Annotated in this window: 20 protein-coding genes and 1 pseudogene; 11 read left to right on the plus strand and 10 right to left on the minus strand. The window is 66.9% G+C overall.

The features are described from left to right. Entirely contained in the window at nucleotides 1–762 is a 762-nt protein-coding gene (locus tag CFI00_RS01025) for an IclR family transcriptional regulator (RefSeq protein WP_207083468.1), read from the minus strand. A 160-nt stretch (nucleotides 763–922) separates the two neighbouring features. Between CFI00_RS01025 and CFI00_RS01030 the strand changes: the two genes are divergently transcribed. The 6 genes from CFI00_RS01030 to CFI00_RS01055 are packed head-to-tail and all read left to right on the plus strand — an operon-like array spanning nucleotide 923 to nucleotide 5546. After that, entirely contained in the window at nucleotides 923–2095 is a 1173-nt protein-coding gene (locus CFI00_RS01030) for a Rieske 2Fe-2S domain-containing protein (protein ID WP_207083469.1), read from the plus strand. Then, the gene (locus tag CFI00_RS01035; protein ID WP_207083470.1) at nucleotides 2092–2931 is read left to right on the plus strand and encodes an alpha/beta hydrolase; all 840 of its coding nucleotides are present in this window, start codon (nucleotides 2092–2094) and stop codon (nucleotides 2929–2931) included. The genes CFI00_RS01030 and CFI00_RS01035 overlap by 4 nt, the downstream gene beginning before the upstream one ends. After that, nucleotides 2928–3203 (plus strand): hypothetical protein, encoded by a 276-nt coding sequence (locus tag CFI00_RS01040; RefSeq protein WP_207083471.1) that lies wholly within the window; start codon nucleotides 2928–2930, stop codon nucleotides 3201–3203. The genes CFI00_RS01035 and CFI00_RS01040 overlap by 4 nt, the downstream gene beginning before the upstream one ends. Then, the gene (locus CFI00_RS01045; protein ID WP_207083472.1) at nucleotides 3203–4018 is read left to right on the plus strand and encodes a hypothetical protein; all 816 of its coding nucleotides are present in this window, start codon (nucleotides 3203–3205) and stop codon (nucleotides 4016–4018) included. The genes CFI00_RS01040 and CFI00_RS01045 overlap by 1 nt, the downstream gene beginning before the upstream one ends. Next, nucleotides 4018–4365 (plus strand): Rieske 2Fe-2S domain-containing protein, encoded by a 348-nt coding sequence (locus CFI00_RS01050; protein ID WP_207083473.1) that lies wholly within the window; start codon nucleotides 4018–4020, stop codon nucleotides 4363–4365. Before CFI00_RS01045 ends, CFI00_RS01050 begins: the two co-directional genes overlap by 1 nt. Beyond that, nucleotides 4365–5546, plus strand: coding sequence for an FAD/NAD(P)-binding oxidoreductase (locus CFI00_RS01055; protein ID WP_207083474.1), 1182 nt, complete (start codon nucleotides 4365–4367; stop codon nucleotides 5544–5546). The genes CFI00_RS01050 and CFI00_RS01055 overlap by 1 nt, the downstream gene beginning before the upstream one ends. 382 nt (nucleotides 5547–5928) lie before the next feature. Here CFI00_RS01055 and CFI00_RS01060 read toward each other — a convergent pair. After that, a pseudogene (locus CFI00_RS01060) lies at nucleotides 5929–6249 on the minus strand (integrase core domain-containing protein); the annotation flags it as partial. A 7-nt stretch (nucleotides 6250–6256) separates the two neighbouring features. Then, on the minus strand, nucleotides 6257–7453 hold the full coding sequence (locus tag CFI00_RS01065; RefSeq protein ID WP_207083464.1) for an IS30 family transposase: 1197 nt from the start codon (nucleotides 7451–7453) through the stop codon (nucleotides 6257–6259). 694 nt (nucleotides 7454–8147) lie between these two features. Between CFI00_RS01065 and CFI00_RS01070 the strand changes: the two genes are divergently transcribed. Next, a complete protein-coding gene (locus CFI00_RS01070; protein ID WP_207083476.1) occupies nucleotides 8148–9191 on the plus strand; it encodes a LacI family DNA-binding transcriptional regulator in 1044 nt (347 codons plus the stop codon). Nucleotides 9192–9227: 36 nt separating this feature from the next. Beyond that, the gene (locus tag CFI00_RS01075) at nucleotides 9228–9539 is read left to right on the plus strand and encodes a hypothetical protein (RefSeq protein WP_207083477.1); all 312 of its coding nucleotides are present in this window, start codon (nucleotides 9228–9230) and stop codon (nucleotides 9537–9539) included. Between the two features lie 367 nt (nucleotides 9540–9906). Here CFI00_RS01075 and CFI00_RS01080 read toward each other — a convergent pair whose 3' ends face one another. Beyond that, complete coding sequence (locus CFI00_RS01080; RefSeq protein ID WP_207083478.1) at nucleotides 9907–10338, minus strand: hypothetical protein; 432 nt, start codon at nucleotides 10336–10338, stop codon at nucleotides 9907–9909. Further along, on the minus strand, nucleotides 10335–11420 hold the full coding sequence (locus CFI00_RS01085) for a carbon-nitrogen hydrolase family protein (RefSeq protein WP_207083479.1): 1086 nt from the start codon (nucleotides 11418–11420) through the stop codon (nucleotides 10335–10337). Before CFI00_RS01085 ends, CFI00_RS01080 begins: the two co-directional genes overlap by 4 nt. A 204-nt stretch (nucleotides 11421–11624) precedes the next feature. On the opposite strand from CFI00_RS01085, the gene CFI00_RS01090 reads away from it, so the two are divergent. The 3 genes from CFI00_RS01090 to CFI00_RS01100 all read left to right on the plus strand — a co-directional run bounded on the left by CFI00_RS01090 (nucleotide 11625) and on the right by CFI00_RS01100 (nucleotide 12935). Beyond that, entirely contained in the window at nucleotides 11625–12017 is a 393-nt protein-coding gene (locus CFI00_RS01090) for a hypothetical protein (protein WP_207083480.1), read from the plus strand. A gap of 73 nt (nucleotides 12018–12090) precedes the next feature. Further along, the gene (locus CFI00_RS01095; RefSeq protein WP_207083481.1) at nucleotides 12091–12552 is read left to right on the plus strand and encodes a helix-turn-helix transcriptional regulator; all 462 of its coding nucleotides are present in this window, start codon (nucleotides 12091–12093) and stop codon (nucleotides 12550–12552) included. A 98-nt stretch (nucleotides 12553–12650) separates the two neighbouring features. Further along, nucleotides 12651–12935 carry a rhodanese-like domain-containing protein gene (locus CFI00_RS01100; protein WP_242532941.1) on the plus strand — a complete coding sequence of 95 codons (285 nt, stop codon included), beginning with the start codon at nucleotides 12651–12653 and terminating at the stop codon, nucleotides 12933–12935. A gap of 401 nt (nucleotides 12936–13336) precedes the next feature. Here CFI00_RS01100 and CFI00_RS01105 read toward each other — a convergent pair whose 3' ends face one another. The 5 genes from CFI00_RS01105 to CFI00_RS01125 all read right to left on the minus strand — a co-directional run bounded on the left by CFI00_RS01105 (nucleotide 13337) and on the right by CFI00_RS01125 (nucleotide 21003). Beyond that, nucleotides 13337–13930, minus strand: coding sequence for a hypothetical protein (locus CFI00_RS01105; RefSeq protein WP_207083483.1), 594 nt, complete (start codon nucleotides 13928–13930; stop codon nucleotides 13337–13339). A gap of 129 nt (nucleotides 13931–14059) precedes the next feature. Then, nucleotides 14060–14554, minus strand: coding sequence for a hypothetical protein (locus CFI00_RS01110; protein ID WP_207083484.1), 495 nt, complete (start codon nucleotides 14552–14554; stop codon nucleotides 14060–14062). A gap of 931 nt (nucleotides 14555–15485) precedes the next feature. After that, nucleotides 15486–16784, minus strand: a complete 1299-nt coding sequence (locus CFI00_RS01115) for an ATP-binding protein (protein ID WP_207083485.1) — start codon at nucleotides 16782–16784, stop codon at nucleotides 15486–15488. Further along, nucleotides 16781–19345: a DEAD/DEAH box helicase family protein gene (locus tag CFI00_RS01120; RefSeq protein WP_207083486.1), complete on the minus strand. Its 2565-nt coding sequence runs from the start codon at nucleotides 19343–19345 to the stop codon at nucleotides 16781–16783. Before CFI00_RS01120 ends, CFI00_RS01115 begins: the two co-directional genes overlap by 4 nt. Beyond that, nucleotides 19342–21003 (minus strand): site-specific DNA-methyltransferase, encoded by a 1662-nt coding sequence (locus CFI00_RS01125; RefSeq protein WP_207083487.1) that lies wholly within the window; start codon nucleotides 21001–21003, stop codon nucleotides 19342–19344. The genes CFI00_RS01120 and CFI00_RS01125 overlap by 4 nt, the downstream gene beginning before the upstream one ends. Between the last annotated feature and the right edge of the window lie 166 nt (nucleotides 21004–21169).

Here is a 21169-nt window from a genome sequence, read left to right on the forward strand (position 1 = left end):
TTAGCAGCGGCCCGCAACCAAGCGGGTCAAAATCCCCGCCGCATCGCGCAGGGCGGGGCCGAGCCGGCCGGGGTGTACGTCGTTGGCGGCACCCGCGATCGAGAGCGCAGCTACGACCCGCTGGTCGGCGTCGAAGACCGGGACAGCGATGCATGCGACTCCCTCGGTGGATTCTCCGTTCTCGTAGGCGAGACCGACTCGCCGGATCTTTGCGAGGTCGGTGCGCAGCTCGTTGGCGTTCGTGACGGTGCGTGACGTCAGCCGGGGCAGGCCTTCGTCGATGACTCTGACAACGGTCTCCTCCGAGGAGAAGGCGAGGAGTGCCTTTCCAAGTCCGGTGCAGTGCGCTGGTCCGCGACCGCCGACCTTGGATGCGAGCGGGATCGATCGGGGGCCGGCGATCTTCTCGATGATGAGCGTCGAGGTGCCTTCTAGGACCGCGAGGTGCACTGTGCCGTGCGTCCAGTGGTAGAGGTCGCTCATGATCGGCAAGGCGAGTTCGCGCAGTTGCCTATGGCCTTGGGCTCGCAAGCCCAGTTCGAACATGCGTGGCCCCAGGCGGTAGCCGTTGGCGGTGTGCTCGAGGGCGCCTAACCCGACTAAGGCACGTGCGATGCGGAGACCGGTAGGTCGCGGGACCCCGGCGCGTGCCGAGAGTTCCGAGAGCGTCAGGTCGCGGTCATCAGCCGCGACGCTGCTGAGGATCTGAAAGGCCCGATCCACGGTTCTGAGTGTCGTTACTTCGGGTTGAGTGGTGGTCATCACCTCACTGTGGTGCCTGTCACTCCGGGAGCCATCAGCAGAACTACTGATTCGCCCCCCTGATTTCGCACCGTGGAACTCCGCGTTGTCCGGACGGTCTGGCGTCTGTTGACTCCCGGCTACCCGATCGTTCGACCCCGAACCCAGAAGGACGTCCCCGATGACCACCTTTGATCAAGTGTCAGACACAGCAAGTGAGCAGTCCACGAGCGGCGCAGCGACCAAGTGGCCCCGATACCTGGACGCGACGCTCGGTTTCGACAACCACTGGCACCCGGCCGCGTTCGGCCACGAGCTCGGCGAAGGCGAGTTCCTCTCGGTCACGCTGCTCGGGGACAAGGTGCTGCTGACGCGAGCAAACGGTGTCGTCAAGGCGATCGCTGACAGCTGTGCGCACCGGGGCGTCCCGTTCTCCAAGGACCCCCTGTGCTTCAAGGCCGGCACGGTCTCGTGCTGGTACCACGGCTGGACCTATGACCTCGAAGACGGCCAGCTGGTCGACGTGCTCACCTCCCCCGGTTCACCCGTCATCGGTCAGATCTCGATCAAGGTTTACCCGGTTCAGGAGGCAAAGGGCCTCATCTTCGTATTCGTGGGCACCGAGGAGGCTCACGCACTCAGCGAGGACCTTCCCCCGGGCTTCCTCGACGAGGACACCCACAGCCTCGGTATCCGCCGGACGGTTCAGTCCAACTGGCGTCTCGGGGTCGAGAATGGGTTCGATACCACCCACATTTTCCTGCACCGCAACTCGGCCCTGATCGAGTCCAACCGGCTGGCGCTGCCCTACGGCTTCGTGCCCGCCGACCGCGACGCCATGCAGGTCTTCGACGACGGTTGGCCCAAGGGCGTCCTCGACCGGCTCGCGGACAACTACATGCCGGTCTTCGAAGCAAAGTTCGACGGCGAGACTGTGTTCGCTGCCAACCTCACCGGCGAAGAGAAGAAGGTCGCCGCTCAGATCAGCGTGTGGGTTCCGGGCGTTCTGAAGGTCGACCCGTTCCCGGACCCGACGCTCATCCAGTACGAGTTCTACGTCCCGATCACCGAGACTCAGCACGAGTACTTCCAGGTCCTCCAGCGGAAGATCTCCAGCCCCGGAGATGCAGAGGCGTTCGCGGTTGAGTTTGAGGAGACCTGGGTCCCCGACGCCCTGCACGCGTTCAACGACGACGATGTTTGGGCGCGCGAGGCTCAGCAGAACTTCTACGGCGAGCGCGACGGGTGGAACAACGAGCAGCTGTTCCCGCCGGACCTCTGCATCGTGAAGTGGCGGATGGTTGCCTCTGACCGCGCACGCGGGGTGCGGTCGGCCCGAGGAGCAAAAGCGTGAACCACGTCCTCGACCCAGGGGTTGAGCGCATCGTTGACGCCGGCGGCGTCAAGACCCGCTACTGGGAGGCCGGATCCGGGGAACCGCTCATCCTGATCCACGGCGGCGGGGCCGGCGCGGACGCCAGGGGCAACTGGTTCCGCTCGGCGCCCCTCCTCTCCCCCCACTTCCGGGTCATCGCCTACGACATGGTCGGCTTCGGTCAATCCGTGCCCGACGACAGCAACTTCGCCTTCACCCAGCCCGCACGGATCGAGCACCTGTCGAACTTCCTCGACGCCATCGGGCTCAAGCAGGCGTCATTCGTCGGCAACTCCATGGGCGGCGCGACCGCCCTGGGGCTCGCCATGCGAGACCCTTCCCGGATCACGACCCTGACCCTGATGGGAAGTGCCGGCCTGACCCGAGAGTTCTCGGCCGAGCTGTCCACCATGCTGGACTACACCGAACCCAGCGTCGACGGCATGCGTCGCATCGTCTCAGCACTGACGCACCCTCGGTTCCAGCCCAGCGAGCAACTGATCCAGTACCGGTATCAGCTGACCAACGACCGCCGCATCATGGACGCCTACCGCGCCACCATGACTTGGATCCGTGAGCAGCGTGGCCTGTTCTATCCCGAGGACGACATCGCCCGCGTCAAGTCCAAGACGCTCGTGATCTGCGGTCGTGAGGACCAGGTAGTGCCCCTTGACCTGTCGGTGCGGTTCCACCAGCTCCTCGAGAACTCGCGCCTGTATTCAATCCCGCAGTGTGGCCACTGGGCGATGCTCGAGCACCCAGAAGAGCTTGCAACTGCGGTCACTGACTTCATCAAAAAGGAGGAGACTCGATGAGTGTTCCTGAGTTGAACCGCATGTTCGAAGACGGCTTGACGCGAGAGGCTGCGTGGGACGCGGTCGCGCAGTTGGATCCAGATTATCTGGCTGAGTACGACCTCGACCCCAGCGACATCGCGGCGCTGCAAGCACCCGACCCGGGCAGCCTTGCCGCTCTCGGCGTGCACCCGATGCTCGCCATGTGGGGTTCGTTCATGCGAAACCCCGGGTTCGCGGCCGGGATGAGTGCCAGCGAATACTTCGATGACCAGCGAAAGGACGCCGTCTGATGGGCGCAATTGTCGGCGGATACGCCACCTCCCACACCATGTTCCCGAGTGTCGGCGTGGAGTCTCAAGCGGCCACGGTCGTAGCAGGCTTCGAGGAGATTGGGAGCCGCATCCGCGAAGCGGGGGCCGACGTCGTGCTCCTCGTTTCCTCTGAGCACGGCCCCACGCTGCCTCCCTCAGGTCCGCAGCCGGCGTTCGTCGTCGGCACGGGCGAGTCGATTCGGACGTTCGGCGAGATGGGGGTCCCGAAGACCTCCTTCTCGGGTCACCCCGACTTTGCCCGCGGATTCGTCCGGCACGCATCGACGGCCGGCTTCGACCTGGCAACGGTCGAGAGGTTCCAGGCCGACCACGGCACCGCCATCCCGGTCCTGAAGATGTTCCCAGACCTCGACATTCCCATCGTGCCGATGATTGTGAACTCGCTGGTCGAAGAGGCCACTGCGACCGCCGCGCGTTGCCACCAGCTCGGCAAGGTCCTCGCTGACTACGCCGCTAGCCGCCCGGAGCGCGTCGCCGTCGTCGGGTGCGGAGGGCTGTCGCACTGGCCCGGCACGCCCGACATGGGCCGCATCAACGAAGAGTTCGACCGTGACTTCCTGACGCTGCTCGAGAACGGCGGCGGCGGCGAGGCGGCTACCTGGAGCACCGACTACATCCGCGAGCACGCCGGCAACGGTGGTCTCGAGATCCGTAACTGGATCCTGGTCTCCGGAGCCGTCGGTGACCGCCCTGGGCGTTCCCTGTACTACGAGCCGATTCCGCAGTGGGTGACCGGCATGGGTGCCTTCGAGTTCGACGTCGCGGCTGTCTGATGGGCCCGCAGTCGGCCGCCCCCCCCACGAGGTCTCGGGTCGCCAATCTCGACGAACTCAAGCCGGACATCCCGAAGGTCTTCGAGGTCGAAGGCGAGGAAGTCATGGTGGTGCGCTCAGGCGAGCGTGTCTACGCCATCGCCAACCTCTGCAGCCACGCTGAGGCCTACCTCGACATGGGGATCTTTCACGCCGACAGCCTTGAGATCGAATGCCCCTTGCACGTAGGCCGCTTCGACGTCCGAACAGGAGCTGCGACCGTCGCACCGTGCGTCGTCCCGGTCCGCGCTTACGACGTCGTAGTCGACGGGTCCGAGGTTCTTCTGGCACCGATGGACGCCGACTGATGACGCGCCAGTACACGCACCTCGTGATCGGCGGCGGCGTAGCGGGCGGCCGCGCCGTCGAGGCGTTGTCAAAGCGTGCCGACTCGGTAGCGCTCATCAGCGCTGAGCAATGGCGGCCTTACTCCCGCCCGCCCCTGTCCAAGGAAGCACTCGTCGACGGCAGGTCGATCGGGAGCCTGTGCCTTCGCGACCCGAGTTGGTATGAGGCGCAAGGCGCCGAGCTGTGGCTGGGTGACCGTGTAGTGGCGCTCGATCCCCATGAGCCAGTCGTTGAACTTGCTTCGGGCTCCGTAATCAGTTTCGACCACCTACTCCTTGCACCGGGCGTCGAACCTATCCGGCTCAACGTCCCGGGTGGCGACCTCGCCGGGGTCCACTACCTGCGCACCTATGACGACGCGATCCAGCTTCGCCATGCCGTAGAGGTAAGGGACCGTCAGTGCCGCGTGGTCATCGTGGGCGGTGGATTCATCGGATCTGAGATCGCCGCATCGCTGGCCAAGATGAACGTCCAGGTGACGATCGTCGAAGCAATGACGCAGCTGATGGGACAGGCTCTCGGCGACGAAGTGGGCTCGCTTCTCACCGAGCGTCACCGCGAGGCCGGAGTCGACGTGCTCCTGGACGCCCGAGTCGACAGCGTGCTGGGTGGAGCATCAGTTGAAGGCGTCCGCCTCGCTGACGGCACCGACATCGCTTGCGAGCTCGTTGTCGTCGGGATCGGCGCACGGCCCCAACTGGACTGGCTCGCGGGCTCCGGTGTGGACATCGACGGCGGGATCGTTGTCGACCAATACTGCCGCACTTCGCGCAGCAACGTCTACGCCGCCGGGGACGCAGCATTCATGTACTCGCCGCGACTAGGCCGCCACCGCAGGCTCGAACACGAAGCCAACGCCCAGTCTCAAGGCGTTGTCGCAGCCCGCAACATGCTCGGCGGTAGTGCCGTACACGACCCCATCGAATACTGCTGGTCGACGCAACACGACCTGGATATCTGGACGCTCGGCCACACCAGCCGCGGCAGCGAAGTTTCGCTTGAGGTCGAGGCCGACGGCCGACAGGCGCTTGCGTTCTATCGCGACAGCGGTCGGATTGTCGGGGTGGCAGGCATCAACCGGCCCGACGACCTCACTAGGGCGAGAGAACTCCTGACATCGCTTACGGCAGCGATTGCCTGAAGGGCGTCGCTGCGCCAGCACCGCCACATGATCGGGTTACGGCGGGCCGGTATGGAGCGAGACTCCCCGAGAACGGCGGGCTTGTGCGGTCGTCCGGGGGCGTGGGCGGTAAGAAAGACCGGCGAAAGTTGTTCAGCGTTGCAATCGGTGCAACACAAGATCACGAGTCCCGGGCGCAGCATGTCCCCGTTGCGTCCCGGGCTCGACACGGACGGGCCCGGTCGGGGGCCGGGCCCGTCCCCTGTTCCTGGGCCCAGCGCGTTCCGTTCAGTCCACGCCCCGATGCGCGAGTGCATCGGGGCGTTGTCGACGGGCGGCCAGGCGCTCGGTCCTGGCCGCCACAGGCCGGCTCGGGGTGCATGCGGTGTGTCGCGTGCCGGGTTCAGTGGAGGCTCTGAACTGACGCCTCGACGGTAGTCGGGGTGGTGGTGTGCTGGTAGTGGTTGTCCTCGTACTCGGCTGGTGGGATGAGCCCGATCTCGCCGTGCAGGCGGCGGTGGTTGAACCAGTCGATGTACTCAGCGACCGCGATCTCGAGGTCGTCGATGTTCTTCCAGGCTCCCTTGTTGCGGACCAGCTCGGCCTTGAACAGCGAGTTGAACGCCTCGGCCAGGGCGTTGTCGTAGCTGTCGCCGGTTGAGCCGACTGACGCGACGGCGCCTGCCTCGGCGAGTCGCTGGGTGTACCGCACGGCGAGGTATTGGGCAGGTTCAGGGGGTCGTAGCAACACCAGCCTGTGACAGGGACTCTAGCTGGGCTTGGTAGACCTCAGCGGGGGTCCGCCAGTCGAGGCTCTTGCGTGGTCTGTCGTTGAGGGTGGCCACGACGGCCTGGAGCTCCTCGTGGCTCCAGCGCGACAGGTCGGTGCCCTTGGGGAAGTACTGGCGCAGCAGCCCGTTGGTGTTCTCGTTGGTGGGTCGCTGCCACGGGGAGTGTGGCTCGCAGAAGTACACGTCGATCCCGGCGTCGATCTTGAGCTGTGCGTGCTGGGCCAACTCGCCGCCCTGGTCCCAGGTCAGGGACTGACGCAGCAGCTTCGGTAGGACCCCGATCTGGGCGGTGATCGCGTCGCGGACAGCAACCGCACCATGCCCGGCCAGGGGTGGCCCGTTCTTCACGTACGGGGCGGCGCCGAAGCCCTCCATCCGGGGCAGGTGGAGCAGCATCGTGTACCTACTCGACCGCTCGACCAGTGTGCCGATCGCGGACTTCTCCAACCCGATGATCAGGTCACCTTCCCAGTGACCGGGCACGGCTCGGTCATCGGCCTCTGCGGGGCGTTGGCTGATCTTGACCTCATCGGTTACGAAGGTCCTGCCGCTGCGTCCGGTCCGCGCCCGTGGCTCACGCAGCGCCCGCCCGGTGCGCAGGCACGCGCTCAACTCGCGTTTGAGCGCGCCGCGGCCCTGGACGTAGAGCGACTGGTAGATCGTCTCGTGGCTGATCCTCATCGACTCATCCTCGGGGAACTCGAGGTGTAGCCGGTGGCTGATCTGCTCCGGACTCCACGCGGTGCCCCAGCGCCGGTCCTGGCGACGTCCGTGGCGACGCCCGGCCCAGGGCACGTTCGGGCCCGCGATCGGGCGCCCCTGGGCGTCGGTGACATCGCCGGCGAGCTTGTGCTCGACGTACTCGCGCAGGCGTGGGTTCGCGACGAGCTTGGCGACTTTGGGTCGCTTCGCCACCTGCTGTGCCTTCCACTGCGCGACCCCGGCCCGGTAGACCCGCTGCCCGGCCCGGGTCGCTGTGTTGCGGCGTAGCTCTCGCGAGATCGTCGACGGGTCACGACCGATGCGTCGGGCGATCTCGCGGACCCCGATATCCTGGGCGTTGAGCAGCGCGATCTCCTCGCGTTCCTCGAAGCAGAGGTAGCGACCGGTGGGCTCGCACAGACTGATCGGTGGCATCCCGCCAGCGTGTCGGAACCACCGCGACGCGACCGGCATCGACACCCCAACATCAGCGCCTGCTGCCTCGCTGGTCAGGCCTTGGGCGATCAGACGCCAGAAAGCTCGCTGCACCGCACGCGAGGGCTCGGGGCGCCCCGGTGAACGCATCGCCGGACGCAGCGCCCGGTCCGCGGCCCACTGCCGCCGTCCACCCTGTGGCACCTCGATCGTGCTCGGCCTTCGCGGACTACCCATGACACACCTCCATCCTCGAGGTGTTGCGACAACCGACTGATTCCGCCATAGATACCCGATCCGCTATGGGCTTCCTTGAGCGTAAAGGTGCACACTGCCGATGTTGGTATTAGCCCGGCGAGTCATCGTTGGCAACAGAGCGAACGCGGAGCGGGGGAACACCGCCGGTCAGGAGCAGTGCTCCGTGCATCGCGGCATCAGTTCCTGACAGTCACACGCAGCTGGAATGACGCGCGTTCCTACTGGCTCTTGTGACCTTCGAACATTTGGTGCGCGAACTTCCTGGTCGCGCCGTGCGGCAGCCGTCTGGCAGCCGCGGCGAGGCGGTCCGCCTCATCCCTCGTCGACCGCATTGCCCCGCCCGACGCCGCACCCGGTCGAATAGGCGCCATGTCCGGGTGGTTCGCATCTAGACTGGAGATCGATCGCGCAAACGTTTGATCTGGAGGCGGCGTCGATGAACCAGCGTGTCGTCGGGGGTCGTGCGCCCACCCTCAAGGAGATCGCCGAGCGCGCCGAGGTCCACGTGTCCACGGTGTCGCGGGTTCTGCGGCAGAGTGAACCGCCCGATGGATGGTCGGAGTCGGCGCAGCGGATCAAGGACATCGCGGCGGAGCTCGGCTACCAGCCGAATCTGGCCGCGGCGAGCCTGCGCACCCGCCGCAGCATGACGATCGGCCTCGTCATGCCGCGCCTGACGGACGGCGTGATCGCGACGATGTTCGAAGGCGTCGAGATCTCCGCGCGCGCGGCCGGATACTCCGTGCTGTTGTCGAGCCCGCAGGACGACATGGATGCCCAGCGCGCAGCGATCGAGCTGCTCGCCAGCCGCCAGGTGGACGGCCTCCTGCTCAGCAGCCTGCACCGGGGGGCGGAAGGCTTCCTCGAGTCACTCAATCTCGGGCAGCTGCCGATCGTGGTGTTCAACCGCCACGCCGATCTGGACGTGCCCTCCGTGACCTGTGACGACCGTGCTGGCGGGCGGCTCGCGGCTGAGCACTTGATCGAGCTCGGGCATCGCCGCGTCGGCATCGTCGCGGGGCCAGAGCACGCCAGCACTGCGCACGACAGGGTGGTCGGCTTCCTCGAGGCGGCCGCGAGCGCGAAGATAAAGGTCCGGCCCAAGCACATCGTGCGCAGCGGCTTCGGCGTCCAGGCGGGCATCACGGCCGGCCACGCGATGCTGCGGACGGCAGACCGACCCACCGCCGTGTTCACCGTCGACGACACGTCGTCGATCGGCATGCTCGGTGCCGCCCGCGACCTAGCGCTTTCGGTTCCCGACGACCTGTCCCTGGTCGGGTACAACGACATTCCGATCGTGGGACAGCTCCCGACGCCGCTGACGTCGATGCGCTCGCCCGTGCTCCAGATGGGAGCGCTCGCGTTCGAGAAGCTGCTCAACCTCATCGAGGGCGGCCGCTCCGAGTCGCTGACCCTGCCGGTCGAGCTCGTGGCCCGGGCGTCGTCGGGGCCGCCTCATCGGGCCGCCCGCGTCTGAGTACTCGGCGTACGAGAAGAAGCCTCGGCCGGACTTGTGGCCGAGGTCCTGCGCCTTGACCATGCGCAGCAGCAAGGCGGGCGCCGCGGTCTCCAACCCGACGATCCCGTCGAGGCGAGCCATGATCTCGAGCTCCGCGGACGCCTGTTCCGTGACGGCCTCGAGGGACAGGTCGCGATCTTCGAGCTGGTGGAGTTCATGGGGGTAGCGCAAGTGCCCCAACGCACGATCATGCAGGTCCCGGGTGAGCTTCGGCTTGTGGGACGCCCGCATCTGGTTGTTCCGGATTGCGCGGTCGCTGGGCTGGTTTTCTACAGCTCAAAAGCAGACACCCGAGGTGAGCGTTAGGGCCGCGATTGCGCCCGTCGAGAAGTCGAACCGCGCCCTCGACCACGATGGGTGCGGTGACGGCGTAGATATCGCGGCCTTCGCTGCTGATGCGCCGGGTGCCCCAGCGACGGGGTACGACGACGTCCACGCTGAACAACTGCTGTGTCGAGCGTCCGTGGTCGTCGGCCGCGAGCGGTGGCGGAGTCGCGGGAGCCGCCCGAGCAGCAGTCCGAGCACCATGGCGGCGAGGACCCAGACCGGTAGGAGCCGGTCGAGCGTGGAGAGCTACTGGAGGACGGCGGCGGCCGCACGCTCGCCGACCGTGTCGCTCATGCCTGCCCCGAGATACTCACGTCTCGATGCTGTCACCTCGCCGCGGGCGTGCTCACGCCCAGGCGTGCACGAACCCCGCCAGCGGCACCGCGAACCCGCCGATCTCCCCGACGATCAGCGCGCCCATGAACCAGCCGAGCGCCGGGGCCGCCTGCCGGAACTGGTTGTCGGTGTCGCGCCTCATGCCGTGCCACTGGTACCACGCGATCGCGGCCGCGAAGAACGCCATCTGCACCGGCGCCGCGGTGAGGTCGACCGAGGTCGGCCAGTCGCTCAACTCGACGAAAACCGCGATCAGCGCGATGGCGAAGGAGTACAGCATGGCCGACCGGTGGGCGATGTCGGTGTAGGGGTGGGCGACCGCCTCCGGCGACCGCAACATCTGGGCGGTACTTGAGCACGCCCAAGCCGAGCGCCCACAAAAGACCAACCCGCCGGCCAGCAGCAAGATCCGGGTCTCGGTCGCCAGGGCGGCCACCATCATCGGACCCGTTCCGACGGCGCCTCGACCCACGCGCTCGACCCGGTCGACGCGCTGCGCGCGGCCGCGAGGCCGGCCTCACGGCCGGTGCGCCGGTAGTAGCGCTTGGCGCAGAGGTTCTGGTGGTGCCAGTAGGCGCGCAGCGCCAACGGCAGTTTCGGGGTCCAGAAGGTGTCCTCCAGCGGCACGACCGGCTCCCGCGCGCCGAGCTCGATGTCGGCGACGACCACGCCGGGGCCCTCGGCGGTGCTCCGGGAGACCAGGACACGCCCCTCGGCGTCGACGATCTGCGTCGCGCCGACGTACTCGGTGTCGTACGGCGCGGTCACCGGCACGCCGGGCACGAGCATGAAGTCGGTACGGAACTGCCCGCAGTGCGACGCCTGCAGCACCGGCGTCCCGATCCGGCGGGCAAACTCCGAGGGCGCGTTCTCCGACAGGTAGCGGTTGTACTGGGTCAGCGGACCGAAGGTCCGGTCGACCAGGCCGCCCCAGTTGCTCGGCAGGGTCCACCAGTGCGTGCCGGTCATCATCACCTCGACCCGGCCGAGCAGGCGGCGGACGGTCTGGGTGCGGATCAGCTCCCAGCAGACTGCCGCACCCATCCGGCCGATGCTGGTCTCGCAGGCGCCGTCGTCGTGACCGGCCTCGTAGAAGGCGTTCTCCCACATCGTGGGCAGGTCCTTGTCGTGCAGGTGGGTCCGGCCGTCGGGCTCGACCAGGTGGTAGCGGTTGTAGACCGCCTCGCCATCGGCGATCAGCATCGACCCGCCGATGTGGCAGCCGTGCCGCTTCGCGACCGCCCGGAGCATCTCGACGGCCGGGTTCTCCGGCGGCAGGACGCTGCGGTGCACCTCGGCACGGAACGGCAGCGGGGAGGTGGCGAACTCAGGCACCGCGATCAGCCTTGCCCCCTTGCCGGCGGCCTCGTCGATCATCGCCTCGAGCCGGCGCAGGTTCTCCGCCACGTCGCCGACGACGCCCTGCAGCTGCACGGCGGCAGCCCGGATCGTCCGCGGGCCGGCGGGCTGGCCCGCTCCGGTGCCGGCCGGGGTGATCGGGTCAGTCGCGCTGAGGTCGTCCATCGAAGTCTCCTACAGGTCTCGGGTGCGCCGACCCCCACGCTAGGCCACCTCGGCGGGCGCGATCCGGCGTTTCCCGCAGGGGCATCCGGCGATCCGCGCCCGCGCGCTCCGGGGCGCGCGTGAGCACATTCGGATAACGTCAAGGGCATCGCAGGGTGATCCCCGGGTGACCGGGGCCGTTCGAGGGAAGTGGTTGCGAGGAAGATGAAGCAGTTCGTCGTGGACGGCGCCGACGCCCTTGAGCAGGCCTGCAGCGAGAGCTTCGTCCCGCTCCGGGTCAATGCCGCCGCCACGTCGCTGCGCGGCGAGCTTCTCCACGCGCAGATCACGCCCGGGGTCGGCATGGCCCGGGGCACCTGCGGTCGCTCCGAGCTGGTGCGGACCCCGCGGTTGGTCGCCGAGCAGCCGCGGGAGGACGTCCTGCTATCGCTCTTCACCCACGGCCGCGGAGAGATCCGGCAGTCCGGCCGAGCCGCCGTCCTCGGCAGCGGAGCCGGAGCGCTGTACGACGCGGCGCGTCCCTACACGTTGAGCTTCCCCGGGCCGATGAGCCAGCTGGTGCTCCAGGTGCCCCCGCAGGTCGCTGGGCCTGCGTGACCAGGTCATCGACCAGGTCGTCGCGCGGCCCCTCGCCATCGACGACAACCGGCCGCTCCGGGTCCTGCGCTCGGTGCTCGAGGCCGGGACCGAGCAGTCGGCCGACCCCAGGGACGGCGAGTCGCTGGCCGACGTCGCGGTGACGCTGGTCCGCTCGGTGATCCTGGCGGCCGACCCGGCGGGCAACGAGCGAGAGCTCAGCCGAGACGTCCAGCGAGAGCTGATGCTGGACTTCCTCCGGTCCCACCACGCCGACCCGGGGCTGACGCCTGCAGAGGTGGCGGCGGCCCACCGGGTCTCGCTGCGCTACCTGCAGGCGCTCTTCGCCGAGGTGGGCCTCTCGCCGGCGGCCTACCTGCGTGGCTACCGCCTCGGCCGCGCCCGCGAGCTGCTCCGGGGCGGGTCCACGGTCTCGTCCGCCGCGTCCCGGTGCGGCTTCCTCGACGTGGGCACCTTCACCCGCGGCTACCGCCGCCAGCACGGCTACCCGCCCTCGGAGGAGCGGGCGCGGTCGGCGATCGGTCCCCGGCGGTAGGGTAGCCGTCAGTGTCAGGGTGAGGCTCGCCATCCCCACCGTGAGCATCAACGGCGTGCCCGACCCGCTCCTGGAGGGGTTGGTTGGCCGTGCTTGACGTGCTCGAGCCCGTCGAGTGGGCGCACGGGCGAATAGAGGGGGCCATCCACGTCCGGCTGATGGAGCTGCCGCAGCGCCTCGGCGAGCTGCCCGCCCGGCAGACGCTGGCGGTCTGCGAGGCCGGCGGCCGCTCTGCAGGCCGCCGGCTACCTCGTGCAGCAGGAGGGCGAGTGGCTCGACGGATTGAGCTACGGCTTGCTCGCCGAGGAGTGGCGAGCCTGAGCCGCCAGCAGACGAACCGAGCGAAGCCCGCGGTGCCCGATCGCCATGAAAGCTGCCGCTAAGCCGACGGGGAACAACACGGTCCAGCGCCTCGGCCTCGCACATCGTCCCGGTGACCAATCCGCTATCGGAACGAACGAGGCCTTCGGCCAGCAGGCACTTGACCGATGGTCGGGATTGCGCCGAGCAAGCTCTTTGAGCTCGACCCATCTGGCACGTATCTGGCACGACATATAACCCAAACAGCCTCTGACACCGCATCTTCGCAGGTCAGAGGCTGTTTGGTACTGGCGGGCTACGGAAGAAAGTCCGAACGTGCAGGTCAGGCGCTACTTCGCGTAGGCCCGGCTAGGTGTTTCCCCGCGGCCTCGGACGAGTTTCCCCGCGGCCGACCCTGCTACGCGCGGCCAGTGCCTCAGCGGGCCTTGCCGTATCGCGGGCTCCTGTGTCGGCGACGAGCGCGTCAGTTGATAGACCGGATGTGCTGGATGATGCCTTGCTGGTGGATCGCGCTGAGGCCGACTGTGTCGCCGATGTACGCGAGGTCCGTGATGTGGGGCTCTGGGTTGGGTTGAGTGTCGGCCAGGTGGATACCTAGGACTGCGACGAGACCAAAGAAGTCCTCGCGCATATCGCCGACGAGGAGCCCCCGGGCGGGTTCGATGTAGGGCGTACAGCCGTGCTCGACGAACCAGTCGAGGTCGCGGGCCGCATGGGCGGCGGAGTACTCCGGACTGATGCCGAAGCATCCTGAGGCCAGATCACCGACGAGGGCGAGCACGCCGTTGCCGGGCGAGATCCTGCGAAGCATGTACGCCATTGACGCACGGAGGGCGACACCAAGTTGCTCCTCATGGCGCGATTGTGCGGCCGTGAGCACCTCGGGCCGGGCAGCGAACCCGCAGGAGGAGCAGACCCACTGAACGGGCCGTTTGCCCAACGGGATGAGCGGAACGAACACCACAGTGATGTAGGCGCGTTGCTGGTACGCCAAGAACTGGGAGACGGTATTGCAGTTCGGGCAGAACGCTTGTGTTGAGAGTGCCTGCTCGCTCATCGCCTGCCCCCGGTTCGATCGACGTACAGAGCCTAGGGCTCGGGTTGGGATGTGTCAGGGCAATGTCGTCCCGACTGAGGGCGGCGTCCCGCGTGGGAACTGGTCCGCCCGTTCACTTCGACAGGCTGACTATCCCAGTACGAGCGTGAGGCTGAGGGCTTCGTCACGGGTGAACTGGTAGTCCGGCCGCATGCCGACCGAGATGGAGTAGATGTTGCCGCCCTCCGGGATGTCTTCGACCTTGAACGGGAACTTGCATCCCTCGGTCACGCCGTTCGCCGATCCGCCGCCGAGCATCTCGAAACCGTCGACGGTGAGTTCGCCGTCGCCGATGGACCCAACGCCGACTGCTTCACCCTTGGAGTCGAGGACGGTCACCTGTGCTCCGGCTGCAATGTCGCCGTAGCCGGGGTTGGTGGTGCACTCATCGCCCACGTTGAGGTCGTCCATGAAGTTGAGGTCGATCCCGTCGCGGTCGACTACCTTGATGGCGCCGACCACAGTGAAGGTCTCAGGCTCGGCTGCCTGAGTCTCGCTGGCGTTCGTGGGTTCGTTGTCAGAAGCGCACCCAGTGAGGGTGCCGACGGCGACTAGGGCAGCGAGGGCGATGAATGGTCTAGGCACACCCAATCATCGCTTCCACGAGGAACCGTGTCCCGCGATTCCAGTCACGGACTGGGATCGTCGCCGCCACTTCCCAGCCGCGAGCGGTCGTTCTACTGTCGACGTCGGGTGTTCCGGTCCGTTGTGTCAGGCGGACCGGCCTCCCGGCAGTGGTTGCGAGGACCGGTTGCAGGGCTCTCGCATCAGCCTGTGTGGTCCGGTGGGCGGGTGACAGGCTCACCGTGCCGACCTTGATGGCCCGAGCCGTTGTGACAGGCGGCTCGGGCCACCGTCACCAGCGGCTGGCGCGCGTTCGGGTGCGGTGTCGGAGCCGCTGCCTACGGTCAACTCCATGGAGCGGAGCGAGAGCGACGAGTGGGTTGCAGCGGTGGTCGACGCACTGCGGCCTCGGCTCCTCGCACAGGCAAGGGTGTGCCATCGCCTCCGTCTCGCCGCCGTCCCTTCTCAGGAAGCGGCAGAGCGGCTCACGATTGACGTGCTGGCCCGGCTACGAGCCTCAGCGGGTAGCGAGACCGGGCGCGGACCCTCCGCTGACGGTGCCGAGATCTAGCCTCGGCAACATGGCGGGAGGGATGAGCGCGGAAGGCGATGAGAGCCTCGCTCAGCGCGTGGCCAACACGCGCGCCCGGCAGGCAGGGGACGCCGCCACGCGCTCGATCACGGCGCACTCAACGGCAGGATTCCACCCGCCCCAGCCAGCCCAGCCACCTCAGCCCCTCGCGCCTGTACCGCCACAGGCGCCCACGGTGAAGCACTGCTGGTACCTCGGCCCGTACGGCCGCCAGGCGGCGCTCCTGGTGCGTTGGCGACATGTCGGCGACGGTTACGACGGCCAAATCCTCGTACCCGCCCCAGACGAGGGCGGGTGGGCGATCGTGGAGATGTGGGTCGAGTCGAACATGCTGGCTCCGGCTTGACCCGGTTGTCTGGTTCAGGAGTCGGGGCTTGAAGGCTGGGGCCAGCCGAACTCGTGGGGTGAGATGCCGAATTGCTGGCACATGTCGGCTGTGAGCGTCCGCGCGACCTCGGCACGATCTTCGGGTGTCCCCATGGGTGGCACTGCAAGGTCGACTGGGATGAAGTTTCGGAGTTCTCGTGACCAGTCTGGCTGGCTGGGGCCGAACGTGATGCTGCCGCTCCGTTCGGGCATGAGGAACGCATACGGCTTGTCGTCGCCGCGTGCGAGGTTCATTCGGATGAGGAACTGGCCTTGTAGGTTGAGTCGTTCGGAGAGTGCGTGGATCAGGTTGGTGAGGTCGACGGCCATCGCGCTAACACCCCAGTCAGTGATGGGGTTGCGGTCTGGGATGTCTTCGCGCTGGTGGTAGCCGCCTGTGCGAAGTGCGAGCACGATTGAGCCGTCGTGGTGGAGTTCGACGTATGAGTCCTTGACCTGCTTGCTGGGTTCGACGGCGGTGCGGGTCATCACCCAACGTCGAAGTCCGGGGCGCGGGTTGAGAACACCTTCGGTCATCTGTTCCACGACGGCGTGCGGGCGGACACCCTCCGGCAGAACGAAAGGTCGCTTCTTCGCGGCTGTCTGCGCGATGGTCGTGGCGTCTTCGCGGCTGAGCGGTGTCATCGTCTGAGCCGGGATTGTGGGGCGTGCGGTGGCGACGATCCAGCATCCACTGGTCAGGTCGAGGTGCTGGAGGGCGTACGTCTCCATGCGGGAGAGCGTTTCCTCATCGGCGTCCCGGCGGGCGAACCGGTCCCGGTATGCGCGTTCGAGGTCGAACTCACGCATCCATTCGGTCTGTGTGCCGCGGCGGTAGGGGAACGCGCACGCAGTGTCCTTGCCGACCATGTGAGGTGCATCAGGGCTGGCTGGGACATGGATCGCGAGTACGCCTTGCGATTCCTCGTCTGTGAGTGGCTCGAACACGAGGCCGGGCACTGGCGGGTGGAGTCTCGTGGGCAGCCACGAGCGCATTCGTCGTTCGATGGCGTCCGTGACTTCGAAGGGCTGCACCTCCGATGCGCGACCCGTGGTGCGGTCCTCGGCGACCCCGATGACGATGATGCCACCGCGGGAGTTGGCGAACGCTGCCACGTCCTTCGCGAACTCGTCCTTGCCCTTGTCACCCTTAGGCACGTACGGGTCGGAGCCCTTCCAGTCCAGGTTCTCCGTTTCACGGACGCCCTCGGCTACGGCACGCTCAACCATCCCGAGGTCGAGGACGCCGGTCTCTCCAAGTGCCTCGTGGATGGCGCTGTTCGTGATGCTCACTGGTAGGCCTGTCCTCCGTTCTTGAGCGCCGTCCAGGTGGAGGCGCTCTTGATGACCGCTTCGGAGGCGAGGAGGTAGGCCCACTTGTCGTGGACGGTGTCGGAGTCGTTGACGGCCTTGGCCCATTCGCGGGCGGCGTCGCGCTTGGCGATGACGATGTTGGAGGTCATCTCGCCGTCGGCCTTGCCTTCGACGATCCAGTAGGTGCCGTGGTTGTCGATGACGATGAAGTCGGGCACGTAGGTCCGCTGGATGGCTGAGACGTGGTACGGGATGCGCAGCGGCACGGTGTGGTCGATGCGGATCCACGCCCGGACTTCACCGGGGGTCTCGAAGATGGATGCGAGGAGGAACTCGGTCGAGTAGGCGTCGAACGAGTTGATCTCGTAGACGGACTTGTTCCAGCCTTCGTAGGGGTAGTGACGGGTGAACTCGCTGGACTTGGTCACAAGGTGACGGTCGGCGGGGACCCTTGTCTCGGTGACCTCCGGGGGCTCGGGCCACTTGGCCTGTGTGACTTCCTTGACCTCACGGGCCGGGCTGGAGGTCTGCTTGTTGTTGATCCACTCCGCGAGTCGGGCGGTCGCCAGTCGGCCGTGGGCTTCGCGCCATGGCGTGTCGATGGTGACGTCGGCGCCGGTCATGAACGCCTGTGCGATGGCGCGTGCGGCGTTCTGTTCAGCGACGGTCATGACGATGCCGTCGGTGCGCAGGAGGCGGGAGACGAGGTCGGTTTCGATGTCACCGAATGGCATCGCGGTCTGTGAGGCGCGCACGGTGTAGGTGGCGTTGTGGATGCGTATGTGTGCGATCCCGTCCTCGGTGCGTTCGGCGTCGATCATCTTCTGCAGCAGGACTGGGGCGTCGTCGCTGGCGAACTGGCGCCCGAGTGCCTCGACGTCCGTGAGGTTGACCGAGGCGAGACTGAACGGGTCGCGCTGCCACTTTGTGGTGACCTGTGGCAGGAACAGCGGGATGTTGAGGCCGCCGGGCTTTCTCGGGCGCAGGGTGCGGGTCAGGATCTCGGTGGACGACGCGGCTGTGGCTACACGGGAGTCCATGGTGGCGAGGCTGAGTCCGACGTGCTGCTGAGGGGTCTGCCGTGCAGCCGCCCAGTCATCCTCGTCGAGTTCGAACAGCCCGCCCTGGTCAGGGTCGGTGGCTGCAGGACCTGGCAACTGGATCTGCACTTCTCCGGAGGCGGGGAAGGTGAAGTCCACGGGGAGTTCGCCCTGCTTGCTCAGCGGGGTGCCCGGCTGCCGGACGCCAGCCTGCGGGTTGACCACGACTGAGGCTTCCTCGACCCGGTCGCCCAGCGTTTCCTCCAGCAGCGCCTTTGCTCGCTTGAGGAGTGCGGCAAAGGAGTTGTGGGAGAGCACCTCGACGGTGTCGAGCATGGGGTTGCCGGTGCGTTCCCCGAAGGGGAGTCGTAGTCCGCGCCCGAGGATCTGCTCAGTGAGGAGCGTCGACTCCAGCGCCTTGGTGGAGGCGATGACGTAGATGTTCTTCACGTCCCAGCCCTCCTTGAGCATGTCCACCGACACGACGGCACGGATGGGCGAGTCAGGGTCCTCAAGGGTGTCCAACAGGCGGAGCGTCTCCTCGGCTTCGGCCGAGTTCACCGAGAGCACCTTGTTGGCGGATCCAAGCATGTCGGATCCGACGAGGAGGTCTCGATACTGGTTGGCCTCGTCGATGGACTGGGTGACGATGAACAGGATGGGTTCGACGTAGGGCTTTCTGGTGCGCTGGCAGTGCTCACGCATGGCCTCGGCCTTGGCATCCAGGAGGGTGAGTGCGTCGGCCATCTGTGTCCGTGCGTCCTTGATCCCGTCCTGCCGTGACACGAGCACGGGGATCTTGACGTATCCGTCCGCGATGGCCTCAGCCAACGGGTACTTGAAGACGATCTTGTCCCGCGGCGTGGAGGGGTGCGGGGTTGCCGTCAGCCCAACCATCGACAGGGGCTTCATGTCGTCGATCGCGGACTGGAACTTCGTGGCGGTTCCTGAGTAGTAGATGTGATGCTCGTCGGCGATCACCACGAGGTCCTCGGCGGCTTGAAGGTAGTCGTACAGCGCCTGCCCGAGCGTCTCGTGCGGCCGGTGGGCGCGGCGTTGGGCTTCCTTGCCTCCCTTGCCGGACCCCAGCAGGGACTGGACCGTGAACACGAAGACCTTGAAGGCGTTGTCGTCCTCCAGTGCTGCGGCGACATCGCCCTTCTCGACATCGTCGAGGGTGATGAGGGTGGGGCGGCACTGCAAGCCACGCAGGTACTTGCGGTGGCCAGGCGTGAGGTTGCCGATGGTCTTCTTCTGGATGGTCGAGCCGGGTGTCACGATGACGACGTTGCGGACGCCGGAGGCGTGCAGGTAGTCCAGCAGCCCTCCGGCGATGTAGGTCTTGCCCACGCCGGTGGCCAGGTCTGCAACGAGTTCTGCCCCTGCCGGTGCGGTGTCCAGTTCTTGGGCCAACTTGTTCAACGCTGCTTGGTTCGGCGCACGAAGGTTGAGGGTGGTGGAGACCTGTTCGACCAGCGCCTCGTCGTAGGGGATCGTCACGCCGGAACCTCTTCCATCTTCACCTGCACGGCACGCTCTGCGGCTTCGAGTCGCCGACGCGAGCGCTGCGCTCCTGCGGTCAGGAGGTCACGAGGTGCCTTCCTGATGCGCGAGCCCTTGGACAACTCCGCGAGGGTCTCCTCTGCCCCTGGGAGCACGGCCTGAGCGACGATCGTGGCGCGCTCCTTGTCGGCGAGGGCTGCCACAACGTGGCGCACCTCCTCGGCGCCTATGGTCCCGTCGAAGACGGCTAGCCGCATGCGCCCGCGGGCACCGGAGAACAATCCGTCGGGCTCCCAGTCGAACCCCAACTGCCCGGCGACCGCACGCGCGAACCGACCGTTCGTCGCCCAGTCCGCCAGCATGACGCCGTAGGGGGTTACCTCGTACATCGACTCAGCGAGCGTCACGGCACGGAACCCGCCACCGCCTGCCCAGCCGATCGCCTTGCTGATGCCACCGGTGTCACTGCCAGCAACCACCTTCTCAAGCCGAGGTCGAGTGAACTCGGCGACCGTCGCCGGAAGAATCTCGCTGGTGAGCCATCGACGGCCCATCTTGTGGGCGACTGCGGCGGTTGTGCCTGAGCCTCCGAAGCAATCCAGCACGATGTCGCCCGGACCCGAGCCGATGTGGAGCACCCGTTCCATCAGGCTTTCTGGCTTGGGGGTCGCGAACGGGTTGACACCGGGGAACAACTTCCGGATTTCCAACTTCGCGATGCGGTTGGATCCGACATCGGTGTACTTGAGAAGGGTCGCGGGAGGCCTCGTCGAGGTGCCCGCGTAGATGCGCCGATATGGCTCCCACTGCCCGTCCCGTTCGACCCACTCCAGCGTGTTCTCATCGCGACCGACTCGGTCGGGACCCCACCTCCATCGCCCTTCCGTTCCGTCGCTGCGGATCGGCCACACCTCGGTGCCGTCGGGGGCTGGGATCGAGAACCACATCGTGGGACGGTCGGCTCGGGCTGATCCTGGGCCGGTCATGCGCAGGGTTCGGAGGCAGTACGCCCGCCCATCCGCGTCGACCTTGTTGTAGTGGTCCGCCACTTCCTCGGTGACGAAGCCGTTTGGTGCGAAGGCCTCGCCGCCTCGGTACACGTGCAGGTAGTCCTGGCTCATGGTCACCGACGCTTGCATGGCGGGGATGTCGGTGCGCTCCCAAACGAACGTTGCGACGAAGTTGCGCGGACCGAAGATCTCGTCCATGAGGAGTCGCATGCGGTGCTGCTCGGCGTCGTCGAGGTGGACCCACACGGACCCGTCGGGAGCAAGCAGTTCCTTGATGAGGAGTAGGCGCTCACGCATGAAGGACAGCCAGGTGGAGTGCTCCATCCAGTCGTCGTAGTGCGCGAACGTCTGGCCGGTGTTGAACGGCGGGTCGATGTAGACCAACTTGACCTTGCCGCGGTACTCCCTCGCGTACTCGGGAACCTCGACGAGGACGCGAAGGAAGTCGAGACTGTCGCCGGTGAACAGGAGGTTGTCGGCGTGCGGGTCGGCATCGTTGACCTCGCCGACGCTGTCGGTGAAGTCGGTCAGGCGAACTTCGGCAGCGGCGGGGTGGTCACGCTCGACCCACACGGGCTTGCCGGTGTCGTCCTTGGGGTTGAGGAGGAACTTGTCCTTGTTCGGCCACGTCAGTTCAAGCCTCATGCCCGTGCTCGTCACGGCAGCGTCCCCCTCGTTGTGTCCATGAATTCTCTATCGGCAGGCGGCGCCATGTCCTGCTGGCGCGTGTGCCGGGTCTCACCACCCTAGGAGGCGCGATGGACGGGTCGCAGCCGATCGCCGCAGACGTCTGAGGCCCTTCCCGCCGATC

Origin of the sequence: Nocardioides sp. S5 (assembly GCF_017310035.1) — a bacterium.
Taxonomy (GTDB): Bacteria; Actinomycetota; Actinomycetes; order Propionibacteriales; family Nocardioidaceae; genus Nocardioides.

Coding starts and splice junctions, on each gene's coding strand:
- CFI00_RS01025 (WP_207083468.1), bottom strand. CDS start 762: ATGACCACCACTCAACCCGAAGTAACGACACTCAGAACCGTGGATCGG.
- CFI00_RS01030 (WP_207083469.1), top strand. CDS start 923: ATGACCACCTTTGATCAAGTGTCAGACACAGCAAGTGAGCAGTCCACG.
- CFI00_RS01040 (WP_207083471.1), top strand. CDS start 2,928: ATGAGTGTTCCTGAGTTGAACCGCATGTTCGAAGACGGCTTGACGCGA.
- CFI00_RS01045 (WP_207083472.1), top strand. CDS start 3,203: ATGGGCGCAATTGTCGGCGGATACGCCACCTCCCACACCATGTTCCCG.
- CFI00_RS01050 (WP_207083473.1), top strand. CDS start 4,018: ATGGGCCCGCAGTCGGCCGCCCCCCCCACGAGGTCTCGGGTCGCCAAT.
- CFI00_RS01055 (WP_207083474.1), top strand. CDS start 4,365: ATGACGCGCCAGTACACGCACCTCGTGATCGGCGGCGGCGTAGCGGGC.
- CFI00_RS01065 (WP_207083464.1), bottom strand. CDS start 7,453: ATGCCACCGATCAGTCTGTGCGAGCCCACCGGTCGCTACCTCTGCTTC.
- CFI00_RS01070 (WP_207083476.1), top strand. CDS start 8,148: ATGAACCAGCGTGTCGTCGGGGGTCGTGCGCCCACCCTCAAGGAGATC.
- CFI00_RS01080 (WP_207083478.1), bottom strand. CDS start 10,338: ATGATGGTGGCCGCCCTGGCGACCGAGACCCGGATCTTGCTGCTGGCC.
- CFI00_RS01085 (WP_207083479.1), bottom strand. CDS start 11,420: ATGGACGACCTCAGCGCGACTGACCCGATCACCCCGGCCGGCACCGGA.
- CFI00_RS01090 (WP_207083480.1), top strand. CDS start 11,625: ATGAAGCAGTTCGTCGTGGACGGCGCCGACGCCCTTGAGCAGGCCTGC.
- CFI00_RS01105 (WP_207083483.1), bottom strand. CDS start 13,930: ATGAGCGAGCAGGCACTCTCAACACAAGCGTTCTGCCCGAACTGCAAT.
- CFI00_RS01125 (WP_207083487.1), bottom strand. CDS start 21,003: ATGAGGCTTGAACTGACGTGGCCGAACAAGGACAAGTTCCTCCTCAAC.